The following is a 13,105-nucleotide window of genomic DNA, read 5'->3' on the forward strand; positions in this document are numbered from 1 at the left end:
GGCCGTTCTCTGCCGATCATGGTTACAAAGCGTGCTGGTCAAATCCGATGCAATCGGTGGTCAGAACGAATGCAAATGACTGGTCAGGTCGAATGCAAGCGGGTGATCAAGTAGAGTGCAATTTCGCAGCTGAATATCGGATTAGTGTTGTGGGGACTTGTAAGGGGTGATGATGGGGCTCAACAAACCAGTGCAGGACCTGAAGCGCGATCTGCAGGGGGTCGCCTCTGATTTGAAGTGGTCGGCCGTGGAGTTAGTTCGGATTGCCGAGCGGCTAAGCCACGCAGGTAATGGACCAGACGCTGAGGCGCTTCGAAGGATGATCACAATCTTCCAGCAAGGTGAGAATCGGTTAGATGGCTGGATTAAAGAAATCGGTGCAGGTCAGGTAGTCCGGCCGGCGAAGGCAGACCACTGCCAATGATCGCGGAAGGGATTGGCAGGAGGTTGTCATGGCACTTAACAAACCCAATCAAGAGTTACGCCGCGACTTGAAAGCCGCTGCATATTCCCTCGAAGAAGCTGCCCTGGAAATGTTCAGGCTTGCAAAACAGCGCGGGGATACAGAGCTTCTGGAGGCAATGGAGACGATCGAAAAGCTGCATGAGCAAGCTGATCGGCTGACTGCTTACACAGATGAGGTGAAGGCGGGAAGGATTGTCCGGAAGGCTGAATAGCCATGCGTCTGGCGGGCGTATTCGCGCTAGATCTGAAATACAAGCAATGCCCTGTAAACGGTTACTCAATGAAGAAGAAGCTGACGGACAGTAAAGCAGCAGTGACTGCTGCTGAAATTGAGCGTTCTATCCAAGCCCTGAACAAAATGGCTGAACGCCTATGGGGGGATGGCCGGGAAGCCGAGGCGAAAGCTCTCCTCGATGCCTTGGACGCATTAAACCGGGCGCTTGATCGGATCAGGATTGGAGAGAGTCGCAGGGTTCTCCATTGAACGGCACAAACTAGCTGGCGGGTTATGAAGGTGAGAAGAAGTGTGCGGGGGAAGGCGGAGTAGGCGCGTGGTATGACGGCGAGATGTTGTAGCGGCTTGGCGGTCGCACCGATGTAACTCAAATGCCCGGTCCAGAGCCGGGCTTCTCGTATCTGCCCCTGTCATGCCTTCGTCACACCTACCAAGCACAATGCAGTCAGCCAAAGGGATTTGGCCCATCTACAGAGAGCCCGGCTAATGTGCCGGGCTTTTTCGTTTCTACGACATGCTTTTCACCAATCGCTCACATGGTGGAGCGCAGATTAACCCTGCTCCTTTGAAGAATTCCCATTTGGCCCGCCCGCATGCGGGCCATTTTTTGGTCGCTGCCACGATTTCTACAAGAACTGGAGAAGCGACCATGTCAGATGACTGCGAAATTGCACTCCACTTGACCACCCGCTTGCATTCGACCTGACCAGTCATTTGCATTCGTTCTGACCACCGATTGCATCGGATTTGACCAGCACGCTTTGTAACCATGATCGGCAGAGAACGGCCAGAAGCGGACGTTCCCGAGCGTCTATTTAATCAGGGGCGATTCAGGGGCTGGGGGTATGCATAGTTGATTGCCAAGCTAATCCTCAAGCTCAAACTGCTGAAAACCTACGCGCCTGACGTAAACCCAAAAGTCATCCCTTGGCTCATACTGCTCCATGCAAACGCTGTGATCCTGGCACAGTTCATCTTCGTCGATAAGGATACGATCCCAATCGAAATCAGGGTTCTTGGAAATAGCGTAGCTAGGGTAAGGTTTGTCGAGATCGAAGTGGATCGAGTACACGAACAACGGAGACTCCCACAGCATGTGGGTTTCGTACAACCGCATCAGTTCGGGCATCAGTACTTTACAGTGCTGTTCGGCAAACTTCAGTGCCTGGGGCAAGTCATCCCACACATCCTTGACCACTCGTTGCGCGGCGCCGAGCCTGGCGCAAGGTGGCTCGCCATTGTGGTGTTCGACGTAAATCAATCGGTTGCCGAACTGGAATTCGCATTGCCAGACACCCGAGGGAGCACGCCAATGGCCAAGCATGGATTCGATCAGTAGATTGATGTCCATATCGCTACCACACAGATGGAAAGGTGCTCAGGTTACCCTCTCAAGCACCAGCCTGGGAATGCCGTAGGCACTTGGGCAAGTTGTCCGACATCCACTGGATCTGACCGGCAACTATGGGTCGAAAGCCCCCCCTTCGTGACAGACAGAAATCGGCCAGAAGCAGTCACTGGCCTGTCTCAACTGGAGCGCTCGCTCAAACCGCTCTAGAAACTCGCGGTTGTGGTGTGAAGATTGACCAGTTTCCATTGGCCCATTCTCACCACATAAACCTCCGTATAAACCAGCTTGTAAACACTACCTCCATTCACGGTAAACGCAGCTTTACCGGTAACAACGGCCACGTCTCCATACACCTTCGCGGAGGCTTCTTTCAGAGCGATATTGTCGTATCTAAACCGTTTGCTTCGCAGTTCACTGATCCATTCCTGCTTCGTGGTGACGAACCCAGTGATGTGCACAAACACCAGGTTGTCATCGAATAAATCCTCGATGAGGTCGAAATCCCCTGTTGTTTTCCAACGGAATTTCTCCATGGATAGACAAAGGATTTCACTTTCCCAAGAGGAAGTGTTGCATGGCATGAGCATATTGGAACGTATCTCAAAGGTTATGACTATGGGCTTTTGGGGAGGGGCTAAAGGCGTGCCTCTAAAAAGACACGCCTGCGGTATCAGTCTTCGGACATCGACAGCAAACCCTCGTCTAGCCGGCCACCCTGGATATTGATTGCCGACAATTGCTCATCGATTTCCCGCAGGTCCGTTGCAGTCAGCTCAAGCTCGATCGATTTGATGTTGTCATCCAGGTATTCGATTTTGTCCATGCCGGGGATGGGCACAATCCACGGCTTCTGGGCCAGTAGCCAGGCCAGTGCAATTTGTACCGGGGTCGCGTTCTTTTTCGCGGCCATGGCGCGGAGCATGTCCACCACCGGCATGTTGGCCTGCATCGCCGCCTGAGTGAAACGCGGAAAATTCGCTCGCAGGTCGGTGGCGCTGTCGAACTTCGTATTAGCGTCGATAGTGCCGGTCAAAAAACCGGTCCCCAGCGGTCCCCAAGGCACAAATCCGATGCCCAGTTCTTCGCACACAGGGATCACTTCAGCCTCCGGCTCCCGTGTCCAGATCGAGTACTGGTTCTGCACCGCCGCAACCGGGTGCACAGCATGCGCTCTGCGAATGGTCGAGGCGCCGGCTTCAGACAAGCCGTAGTGCAAGACCTTGCCCTCGGTGATCAGGCCTTTCAGCGTCCCCGCCACATCCTCAATCGGCACATCAGGGTCAACACGGTGCTGATAGAAAAGGTCGATGTAATCCGTCTTCAAGCTTTTCAGCGAAGCTTCGGCCACCGCTCGAATGGTTTCTGGCCGGCTGTCGGTGCCGACAATGCCACCGTTCTCCAGCTTGAAACCAAACTTGGTCGCGATAATGACTTGGTCACGAAACGGAACGAGAGCTTCACCCAGCAGCATTTCGTTGGTGTAGGGGCCGTAGGCCTGTGCCGTGTCGAAGAAGTTGATACCCCGCTCCACGGCAGCGCGAATAACCTTCACGCCTTGGCTTTGTTCGACGGCTTTGCCGGTGCCGAAGCTCAGGTTCATCACGCCCATGCCCAAGGCAGACACTTCAAGGCCGCTGCTGCCCAACTTGCGAGTCATCATTTTTTCACCTTTTGCGTTAGCAGTTAGTTTTGATGCCGCCAGTGTGTGCCCACGAGAAACGCGGCTCCGCTGTGCTTTTGCCCGACCTGTTGTGATTTTGCTTATATATTCAGGATTGGTGGTGCGCATGCCCTGCTCCCACTTCAAAGCCCAGGCGAGGCAAATCTGTCGTCGTATCGGAGCGCCCCATGATCAACACTTCAGTCCCACAGATGACTTCAGCCGAGCACCTTGATGCCTACCCCGCCGGCCAGCGAGTCAGCACCACCAACGGCCCCGCCTGGCAAGACGTGCGGCTGTCCGTGTTCTCGCTGGCGTCAACCTCGGAGGTATTCAGCATGCCGGCGGTCGCTGAGCCTTTGATCGTCTGGGTGACCTCGGGTGAGGCTGAAACCCAGGAGCGCGAGGAAGACGGCCCGTGGATGATCAGCCGGATTAAACAAGGCTCGCTGTTTGTAACTGCCGCCGGTGCGCCTTATGACTTTCTCTGGAAACGCTTGAGCACCGAGCCGTTCGAAGTGGTCATGGTGCTTCTGAGCCTGGCGCTGTTCGAGGAGGCCTTGCACGACCTCTACGGCGCGAACGCTACGCACGCCACACTTCGCGATATCTCGGGGTTCGAAGATTCGCAACTGGTCACCTTGCTGCAATGCTTGCGCGAAGAAGCCGACCGTCCCGAGGCCAGTAAACTGTTTACTCACGGCATCGCCCAGGCCTTGTGTATCCATCTGGCCCGCCACTATGTAGAACTCGATACAGGCTCGATCAGGGGGGCGTCATCCCTGCCGGCCTTCAAGCTGCGCCGGATCACCGCCTGGATGGCCGAGCATTTGGCCGAGGAGTTCAGCCTGGCGCTGCTGGCCGAACAGGCGGGCATGAGCGAGTACCACTTCAATCGCCTGTTCAAACGCGCCGTGGGCATTGCACCGTCGCAGTATCAAATCAAATTGCGTATAGACACGGCACGACGTCTGTTGCGCGAAACAGAGATGACGGTCATCACGATCGCGAACGAAGTCGGATACTCCAACCCGAGTCACTTCTCTCGCATATTCCGCAAAGACACCGGTTTTTCACCGAGCGACTACCGGCGCCAGCGCTAAGCCACCCTCCCCGGCACGCGGCAGATACTTACAACTCAACAACATGAATCTGATGCGCGTTGTTGGTGCCGGTGAGGATTAGTTCTTGTAACGCAAGGCGTCCACCAGCAAAGCAAATGCGGGCGATGCCTGGCGCCGACTCGGGTAGTAGAGATGGAACCCGGCGAACAGCGGCGACCAGTCTTCCAGCACATGAATCAGCCGGCCAGTCTTGAGGTGGGGCGCGACCAGGTCGTGGGGAATGTAACTCAGTCCGAAACCGTCCAGCGCCGCCTGCAGCAGCTGATAAACGCCGTTGTATGTCACTTGGCCCGTCACGCGAACCTTGAGGCTTTCACCATCCTTGGAGAACTCCCAGGCGTACAGGCCACCGTTTGTGGGCAGTCGCAGGTTATTGCATAAATGATCGGTGAGTTCTCGGGGAGTCTTGGGCAATTCACGGTTTGCAAAGTAGGCAGGTGAGCCAACCACCGACATACGCATATCCGGACCGATACGAGTGGCGATCATGCCTTCTGCCACGTCCTCGCCCAGCCTGATCCCGGCGTCAAAGCCTTGGGCTGCAATGTCGACAAAGCTGTAATCGCAGCAGACTTCCACCGAGATGTCCGGGTATTTGGGCAAGAACTCTTTCAGCACGGGCCGGATGATGAGATCCAGTACATGGTCCATGGCGTTGATGCGGATACTACCAGCGGGGGTATCGCGCAGATCACTCAGACCTGCCAGCTCGATTTCAATCTCCTCAAAACGGGGTCCGACCTTACTGATCAAACGCTCGCCCGCCTCGGTGGGCGAAACGCTGCGCGTGGTACGGGTCAGCAGCCGCAGGCCGAGTCGCGCTTCCAGACCACGAATGGTATGGCTTAGCGCCGATTGAGAAACCCCCATCTTGGCAGCGGCCTTGGTAAAGCTCCTTTCCCGGGCGACAGCAAGAAAGGCGAGCAGATCGTTGGCATTTTCCCGCAGCATTAATGAATCACTCACATAAGTCTATTCTGATTCTAGCGGCTAATCATCTTAATACGCAGCTGATAAATTTGTGACCTTGCTCTGGGTCAGCTGACCGCACGCCTGCCAGGTTCAGGAGGCGCTTTTGAGTTCTCCATGTTCCGCTCCGTTACTCGTCAATCCAGGCCGTCACTGACGGCTGTTGCCTAAGGGGGATCGTCATGAAAAGCCTCGCATCCACGGCGTTATCGCTGTCATTGCTCGCTCTTGATGTACCCGCAGAGGAAAAATCCATGCTCGTCATCAACACCAACGGCTCGCAGCCATCGGCCAAGGGGCCCGCCGATTATTTCACCGGCACTGTTCGTGTCGACGCGCCGTTCAAGGGCACAGAAGACGCTCGGGTCAGCGGCGCCACCGTGACCTTCGAGCCGGGCGCGCGCACTGCCTGGCACACTCATCCTTTAGGTCAGACCCTGATCGTCACCGCTGGCTCCGGCCTGGTGCAGGAGCTGGGCCAGCCGGTGCGTTCCATCAAACCGGGCGATACGGTGTGGATTCCACCGAACGTCAAACACTGGCATGGCGCGACCGCGACCACTGCGATGACTCACATCGCCATTGCCGAGGTTCTGGACGGCAAGGTGGTCGACTGGATGGAACAGGTCAGCGACGAACAATATGCCCAAGGACTTTGATACCGCTGAAACGCCATCCGACCGCCAGAGCCTGTCGACGCTGGCAATCCTCAGTATGTTGATGGCGTTCGCCTCGGTTTCCACCGACCTGTATCTGCCCGCCTTGCCCGCCATGGCCCACGCCCTGCACGCCAACAACGGCCAAGTGGAGCTGACTATCTCCGGATACCTGATCGGCTTCAGCCTTGGGCAGTTGTTGTGGGGGGCCAATTGGAGACCGTCATGGTCGCCGCTTGCCGATTGCTCTGGGTTTGGTGCTATTCATCATTGGCTCTGCGGGGTGCGCGCTTTCCGACAGCGCCAGTGTGATGATCGCCTGGCGTGCCGTGCAAGCAGTGGGAGCCTGCGCCAGCGTAGTGCTGGCACGCGCGATGGTCCGTGACCTGTACAGCGGGCATCGTGCCGCGCAGATGCTTTCGACCCTGATGACGGTCATGGCTATCGCGCCGCTGCTGGGGCCCAGTCTCGGTGGACTGATCCTGCATGTGGCGTCGTGGCGGGCGATCTTCTGGGCACTGGTGCTGGTCGGGCTGGGAACCCTCACAATGCTCTATGTTCTGCCGGAAACCCTACCCCCTGAGCGCCGTAATCGGGAACCTCTCAGTAATGCGCTGAGCCGCTATGTGCGGTTGCTGGGCGACCGCAGCGTCCTCGGTTACATCGGTGCCGGTGGATTCTTCTACGGTGCAATGTACGCCTACATTGCAGGAACGCCCTTCGCCTACATCAGCTACCACCACGTCTCACCCCAGCAATACGGCGTGCTGTTCGCCGTAGGCATCGTCGGCATCATGCTGACCAATCAACTCAACTCGCGCTGGGTGGCACGCCATGGCAGCGACCGCTTGCTGCGGATGGGCACCCTGGCCGCCGCGCTGTCGGCGCTGCTGCTGGCCATCGACGCCTGGACTGACTGGGGTGGCCTTGCGGGGCTGGTGATCCCGCTGTTCCTGTTTGTGTCCGCGACCGGTTTCATCGTGGCCAATTCTATCGTAGGGGCCATGAGTGCGTTCCCCGAGTTCGCCGGAGCGACCTCGGCACTGGTCGGCTCTCTGCAATACGGCACAGGCATTCTCGGTTCAGGTCTGGTTGGCACGTTCGCCGATGGCACCCCCCGGCCGATGGCGGCGGTGATCCTGTTGTTTGGCGTCGGCAGCCTGCTCTGCGCCAAATGGCTCGTCCCCGAAGTAAAAGTACCGACTGCCACAGCGGCATCTCTTTAGAAGAAACACTCAGCCAATGAGATTGAATTTCACACGAGGTTTTCCATGAAAAACACCCGTAAAGTCACAGTCGTCATCGGAGCCGGATCGATAGGTCAGGCGATTGCCCGCCGCGTCAGCGCGGGTAAACACGTCGTGCTGGCCGACCTTCGCCAGGAGAGCGCCGATACAGCGGCCAAAGTGTTGCTCGATGCAGGGTTCGACGTCACGACAGCCATCGTCGATGTGTCCTCGCGTGAGTCGGTGCAAGCGCTGGTTCAGACGGCAACCGCCATCGGTGATATCACCGGCGTAATCCACGCTGCGGGTGTTTCACCTTCGCAAGCGCCGGTGGCGACCATCCTGCGTGTGGATCTGTACGGCACCGCGCTGGTGCTGGAGGCATTCGGTGACGTGATCGCCGAAGGTGGTTCGGGGATTGTTATCGCCTCGCAATCCGGGCATCGCCTTCCTGCCCTGACACCTGAGCAGAATAAGGCGCTGGCAACCACGCCTGTCGAAGAGCTATTGGCGCTGCCGATGCTGCAAGCCGACAAGGTGACGGACCCACTGAATGCTTACCAGATATCCAAGCGCGGCAACTCACTGCGCGTGATGGCCGAGGCCGTGCGCTGGGGCAAGCGCGGAGCACGTGTCAACACCATCAGCCCCGGCATCATCTTCACCCCGTTGGCCAGAGACGAATTAAGCGGCCCGCGAGGCGAAGGCTACCGCCGCATGATCGACCTAAGTGCCGCGGGCCGTGGCGGCACACCTGATGAAGTGGGTGCCGTCGCGGCACTACTGATGGGGCCTGAAGGAACTTTCATCACCGGCAGCGACTTCCTCATGGACGGCGGTGTCACCGCAGCCTACTGGTACGGCGACCTGGCGCCTCAGTAGGACGACTGGCGTTCACCGGAAGCAAGTCCACCCCTCTCCCATTTCTAGCGTTTTCGAGGACTCCCAATGAAGACCGTAGGCTACGCAGCCCTTACCGCCGAATCACCCATGACACCGTTCGTGTTCAATCGTCGTGCCCTGCGCCCCAACGACGTCGCCATGGAAATTCTCTACTGTGGCGTCTGCCATTCGGACCTGCACACTGCACGCAATGATTGGGGCTGGACCGTTTACCCCGCATTGCCTGGCCACGAAATCGTCGGTCGGGTCACCTCCGTGGGTGCCGACGTGGGCCGCTACGAAGTGGGCGACATCGTTGCCGTCGGCTGCATGGTGGACAGCTGCATGGAGTGTGATCAGTGCCGCAAGGGCGAAGAGCAATTGTGCCGCGAAGGCAATACCAACACCTATAATGGTCAAGACCGGGTGACCAGGGAAAATACCTACGGCGGTTACTCCAAGCACCTTGTGGTTCGCGAAGAGTTCGTCTTGCGCGTGCCCCAAAACCTGGATCTGGCAAAAGTCGCTCCCCTGCTGTGTGCGGGCATTACCACCTACTCACCGCTGCGCAGCTGGAGTGTCATGCCCGGCAGCCGCGTTGCGGTGATCGGTCTGGGCGGGCTGGGTCACATGGCGGTCAAACTGGCCCACGGCATGGCTGCCAAGGTCACCGTACTGAGCCGCTCCGCCGACAAAAAAGACGACGCTTTGGCGCTTGGCGCCGATCACTTCCTGCTGTCGACCGACAGCGACGCGATGACCAAGGCGCAGTCGAGCTTTGACCTGATCATCGACACCATTCCGGTGAAGCACAGCGTCGACCCTTATGTATCGCTGCTGGATGTCGACAGCACGCTGGTCCTGGTCGGCCAGGTCGGTCCGATGGACGAACACAATTCAGTGCCGATGCTGCTCGGTCGTCGTCGCATCGCCGGGTCGCCTATCGGTGGCATCAAGGAAACGCAGGAAATGCTCGACTTCTGCGCCGAGAAAAACATTCTGCCCGACTGCGAAATGATCCGCATGGACGAGATCAACCATGCCTTTGACCGCATGGAAAAAGCCGATGTGCGTTATCGCTTCGTCATCGATATGGCGTCCCTGAATCAGGGATCGAATCCATGAAGCTGATCACCACCACGCTCGCCAGCGTGTTGTTTTCCACCTTGGTGGGCGCTGAAGAAGGCAAGCCCCGGCCTGACCCCGAGTGATCGCAGCCTGATCACCGTGGCCACACTGATCAGACAGAACCAGTCGGCACAACTGGCCTTCCACCTCAACCGCGCAATGGACAACGGATTGACCCGCGAACAGGCGTCAGAAGTGGTCACCCATCTGGCCTTCTATGTTGGTTGGCCGAAGGCGATGTCGGCAGTGCCGGTACTCAAGGAAGTGTTCGCTTCGCACAGCAGGGGCTGACGCCACAAAGCCACTTACAGCCCGGACACCCGGATTGTTTAAATCGAGCCATGGATAACATTGTCCATGGCGACCTTAACCGGTCAGTCCTGTCTTCGCTCATGGAATTCATACCTGGAAATCCGTCACTGGTGTTTGGGCTAACTAACTTCATGGTTTTAGTCACCGCCGCATTGATGTTGCTCGCACACAAACACACTGGATGAAGCCTGTTGCTTGAGCAGGGACTCAACTGTTCAGCGAACCAGAGCAGTGTCCGCTTTGGGTCGTTTTTCTGCCTCACGCGACAGGCAGAAATCGGCCAGAAGCTGTCGTTCGAACACCAAGGTTAAACGGGCTTGTTCAAGTCACCGTTGCAACCTTACGGTTACTAATCCTTGCGAGTAAGGACTAATGACGAAGCATCTAATGATGCCTCGTCTTGAAGCTTAGGCTGGCTTGAAACAGTACGCAGCCAGTTTGTTCCCATCGAGATCCCGCGCGTAAGCCGCATAGGCGTCAGGTGCCCAGCCTCGCGGACCCGGCGTACCTTCGTCGGTGCCGCCACTGGCCAGCGCCGCGGCGTGGAAAGCGTCAATGGCGGCACGATTCGGCGCCTCGAAGCTGATGGTGACACCATTACCCACACTGGCCGGGGCGCCGTTCGCCGGTTTCAGCACGAAGAAGGACGGGGCGCTCTCACCCCAGATCGACCCCTTGTCGTCCAGATCAGCGATGCGTTTTTGGCCCAGAGTACCCAGGACTTTGTCATAGAAACTGCGCGCTTTTTGCAGGTCGTTGGTACCGACGGTCACATGAGTGAAAATGGTCATCTTTGTGCTCTCTTTGGTGTAGATACGGTGGGTTGATGGTGCAGGTTTTCGCGCCTTTGACTTGCCCTGACGGGCTTCGCCAATCTGTTGAGTCAGCGATCGAAATGGATAACGGTGCGGATGCTTTCGCCTTTGTGCATTAGGTCGAAGGCTCTGTTGATCTCCTCCAGCCCCATGGTGTGGGTAATGAAACTGTCCAGTGGAATGTCGCCCTTTTGCGCGCTCTCGACATAGCTGGGTAGCTCGCTACGTCCTTTCACACCGCCAAATGCCGAGCCGCGCCAGACTCGCCCGGTCACCAGCTGGAAAGGACGGGTACTGATTTCCTGCCCTGCTCCGGCGACGCCAATGATCACCGACTCGCCCCAGCCCTTGTGGCAGCACTCCAGAGCGGCGCGCATCAGATGGACGTTGCCAATGCATTCGAAGGAATAGTCCACACCGCCCTCGGTCATCTCGATGATCACGTCCTGGATCGGTCTGTCGTAATCCTTGGGGTTGATGAAGTCGGTAGCGCCCAGTTGCCTGGCAATCTCAAACTTGGCCGGGTTGATATCGATCGCGATGATCCGGCCGGCCTTGGCCATGGTCGCACCGATAATGGCTGCCAGCCCGATGCCACCCAGACCGAAGATGGCCACGCTGGCTCCCTCCTCCACCTTGGCCGTATTGATCACCGCACCAATGCCAGTGGTTACACCACAACCGAGCAGGCAGACCTTCTCCAGTGGCGCATCCTTGGGGATTTTGGCCAGGGAAATTTCGGGAAGCACGGTGTATTCGGAGAACGTCGAGGTGCCCATGTAGTGAAAGATAGGCTGCCCTTCGTAAGAGAATCGGCTGGTGCCATCGGGCATCAAGCCTTTGCCTTGAGTGGCACGAATCTTTTGACAAAGATTGGTCTTGCCGGAGGTGCAGAATTTGCACTCGCCACATTCCGGGGTGTAGAGCGGGATCACATAGTCGCCCACCGCCAGTGAAGTGACCCCCTCGCCAACCGCTTCGACGATACCGCCACCTTCGTGGCCAAGAATGACGGGGAAGATCCCTTCGGGATCGGCGCCAGATAACGTAAACGCATCGGTATGGCAGACACCTGTCGCAACAATGCGTACCAGCACCTCACCGGCTTGCGGCGGCGCTACATCGACTTCGACAATTTGCAGAGGCTGGTTCGCCGCGAAGGCGACGGCCGCTCGTGATTTGATCATGTTCATGATTCCCGGACGCAAAGAGACGCCGTTCCTGTGTAGAAACAGTCAAGAGATGGTGTTCAGAGGGGCGTTACAGAGGGCGAGCGTCCTTGCCCTGGAGGCAGACTAGAGCGATGCCTCAATCTTTTTTGCCGCGGCTTCGTCGACCCAGGCATGCCAGACTTCGGGGTGTTCCTTGAGGAACATCCTGGCCAGCTTCGGCGATTCGATGCGTTCCCGGGTCATTCTCGCCAGGTTCTGATTCAGCAGATCGATGGGGATGTTGACCTTTTCAAGTACTGCGACCAATTCGGGAGCCTGTTCATGAAAAGCCTTGGAGAGTCCCACCATGGTGATGACGTCTTTGTTGGACCCGGTCTTTTCCTCCAGCCTTATCGCATCGATCTGCCCCATCAGCGGCGTCGGTGACCAGTAGTAGAACAGCACCGGTTCACCGCGCTTATAGCTGGACAGGACAGCCGCATCCAATGCGGCACCAGTGCCTGGACGGAAATTCGTGAACGTGTTCTCAAGACCATACTCTTTCAACATCTCGGTATTGTCCTGCTCACAGATCCAACCCGCAGGACAATTGTAGAAACGGCCTTTGGACGGTTCCTCCGAATCGCGAAAAACACTCGCGTACTTGCTCAGGTCAGCGACTGTCCTGAGGTCGGGCGCCTGCGCTGGCCGGTTACGTTTAGCGTCCCCTTCAACGACGTAACGCGGCACATACCAGCCCTGAGTCGCACCAATGATCGGAGCGCCAACCCCGACAACCTTTCCGGCCGCCGCCGCCTTTTTCCAGACTTCGCTGCGCTCCATCCACTCTTCGCCAAACACCTGAATGTCATTGCCGGCCAGTGCGGTCTCGAGAATGATGGTGTTACCCACCAACTGATCCGTTGCACAGCCATAACCATCCTTGAGCACGATCATCATGATGTCGGTAAGGAGCATCCCGCTCTCCCAGTTCAGACCGGCAAATTTCACCGACTTGCCCGATTCACACCACCCGGATGCCTGGCTTGAAGCACTACCGACAAGCAAGCCAAGGGTGAGCAACGAGGCCAACAAACTCTTCCTGTTTTTCATGATCAGACGCTCCGAATC

15 protein-coding genes and 1 pseudogene are annotated in these 13,105 nt (G+C 57.4%); 9 read left to right on the top strand and 7 right to left on the bottom strand.

Annotated elements, in window-relative coordinates:
• Positions 1-172 precede the first annotated feature (172 nt).
• From PMI31_RS31355 to PMI31_RS16535, 3 genes are all read left to right on the top strand, one after another.
• Positions 173-424, top strand: coding sequence for a hypothetical protein (locus PMI31_RS31355; protein ID WP_043302427.1), 252 nt, complete (start codon positions 173-175; stop codon positions 422-424).
• A gap of 28 nt (positions 425-452) precedes the next feature.
• Positions 453-677 (top strand): hypothetical protein, encoded by a 225-nt coding sequence (locus PMI31_RS16530; protein WP_008019294.1) that lies wholly within the window; start codon positions 453-455, stop codon positions 675-677.
• Between the two features lie 68 nt (positions 678-745).
• A complete protein-coding gene (locus PMI31_RS16535) occupies positions 746-949 on the top strand; it encodes a hypothetical protein (protein ID WP_043302433.1) in 204 nt (67 codons plus the stop codon).
• A gap of 616 nt (positions 950-1,565) precedes the next feature.
• On the opposite strand, the gene PMI31_RS16540 is transcribed toward PMI31_RS16535, so the two are convergent.
• The 3 genes from PMI31_RS16540 to PMI31_RS16550 all read right to left on the bottom strand — a co-directional run bounded on the left by PMI31_RS16540 (position 1,566) and on the right by PMI31_RS16550 (position 3,711).
• A complete protein-coding gene (locus PMI31_RS16540) occupies positions 1,566-2,051 on the bottom strand; it encodes a hypothetical protein (protein WP_008019296.1) in 486 nt (161 codons plus the stop codon).
• A 203-nt stretch (positions 2,052-2,254) separates the two neighbouring features.
• Positions 2,255-2,584: a nuclear transport factor 2 family protein gene (locus PMI31_RS16545; protein ID WP_043302428.1), complete on the bottom strand. Its 330-nt coding sequence runs from the start codon at positions 2,582-2,584 to the stop codon at positions 2,255-2,257.
• Between the two features lie 137 nt (positions 2,585-2,721).
• Positions 2,722-3,711 (bottom strand): aldo/keto reductase, encoded by a 990-nt coding sequence (locus tag PMI31_RS16550; RefSeq protein ID WP_008019298.1) that lies wholly within the window; start codon positions 3,709-3,711, stop codon positions 2,722-2,724.
• A 188-nt stretch (positions 3,712-3,899) separates the two neighbouring features.
• Here PMI31_RS16550 and PMI31_RS16555 point away from each other — a divergent pair, with 188 nt between their 5' ends.
• Positions 3,900-4,814, top strand: coding sequence for a helix-turn-helix domain-containing protein (locus PMI31_RS16555; RefSeq protein WP_008019300.1), 915 nt, complete (start codon positions 3,900-3,902; stop codon positions 4,812-4,814).
• A 78-nt stretch (positions 4,815-4,892) separates the two neighbouring features.
• On the opposite strand, the gene PMI31_RS16560 is transcribed toward PMI31_RS16555, so the two are convergent.
• Complete coding sequence (locus PMI31_RS16560) at positions 4,893-5,786, bottom strand: LysR family transcriptional regulator (protein ID WP_008019302.1); 894 nt, start codon at positions 5,784-5,786, stop codon at positions 4,893-4,895.
• 272 nt (positions 5,787-6,058) lie between these two features.
• Between PMI31_RS16560 and PMI31_RS16565 the strand changes: the two genes are divergently transcribed.
• The 5 genes and pseudogenes from PMI31_RS16565 to PMI31_RS16585 all read left to right on the top strand — a co-directional run.
• On the top strand, positions 6,059-6,463 hold the full coding sequence (locus PMI31_RS16565; RefSeq protein ID WP_008019303.1) for a (R)-mandelonitrile lyase: 405 nt from the start codon (positions 6,059-6,061) through the stop codon (positions 6,461-6,463).
• Between the two features lie 233 nt (positions 6,464-6,696).
• A complete protein-coding gene (locus PMI31_RS16570) occupies positions 6,697-7,686 on the top strand; it encodes a multidrug effflux MFS transporter (protein WP_238539294.1) in 990 nt (329 codons plus the stop codon).
• Positions 7,687-7,731: 45 nt separating this feature from the next.
• A complete protein-coding gene (locus tag PMI31_RS16575; RefSeq protein ID WP_008019305.1) occupies positions 7,732-8,568 on the top strand; it encodes an SDR family oxidoreductase in 837 nt (278 codons plus the stop codon).
• Between the two features lie 66 nt (positions 8,569-8,634).
• A complete protein-coding gene (locus tag PMI31_RS16580) occupies positions 8,635-9,693 on the top strand; it encodes an NAD(P)-dependent alcohol dehydrogenase (protein ID WP_008019306.1) in 1,059 nt (352 codons plus the stop codon).
• A 72-nt stretch (positions 9,694-9,765) separates the two neighbouring features.
• Positions 9,766-9,987, top strand: a pseudogene (locus tag PMI31_RS16585) (carboxymuconolactone decarboxylase family protein); the annotation flags it as partial.
• Between the two features lie 428 nt (positions 9,988-10,415).
• Here PMI31_RS16585 and PMI31_RS16590 read toward each other — a convergent pair.
• The 3 genes from PMI31_RS16590 to PMI31_RS16600 all read right to left on the bottom strand — a co-directional run bounded on the left by PMI31_RS16590 (position 10,416) and on the right by PMI31_RS16600 (position 13,087).
• On the bottom strand, positions 10,416-10,799 hold the full coding sequence (locus PMI31_RS16590) for a VOC family protein (RefSeq protein WP_008019308.1): 384 nt from the start codon (positions 10,797-10,799) through the stop codon (positions 10,416-10,418).
• 92 nt (positions 10,800-10,891) lie between these two features.
• Positions 10,892-12,010 carry an S-(hydroxymethyl)glutathione dehydrogenase/class III alcohol dehydrogenase gene (locus tag PMI31_RS16595; RefSeq protein WP_008019309.1) on the bottom strand — a complete coding sequence of 373 codons (1,119 nt, stop codon included), beginning with the start codon at positions 12,008-12,010 and terminating at the stop codon, positions 10,892-10,894.
• A gap of 108 nt (positions 12,011-12,118) precedes the next feature.
• On the bottom strand, positions 12,119-13,087 hold the full coding sequence (locus PMI31_RS16600; RefSeq protein ID WP_008019310.1) for an ABC transporter substrate-binding protein: 969 nt from the start codon (positions 13,085-13,087) through the stop codon (positions 12,119-12,121).
• Positions 13,088-13,105 lie beyond the last annotated feature (18 nt).

The organism is Pseudomonas sp. GM55, from assembly GCF_000282395.1.
GTDB lineage: Bacteria > Pseudomonadota > Gammaproteobacteria > Pseudomonadales > Pseudomonadaceae > Aquipseudomonas > Aquipseudomonas fluorescens_CC.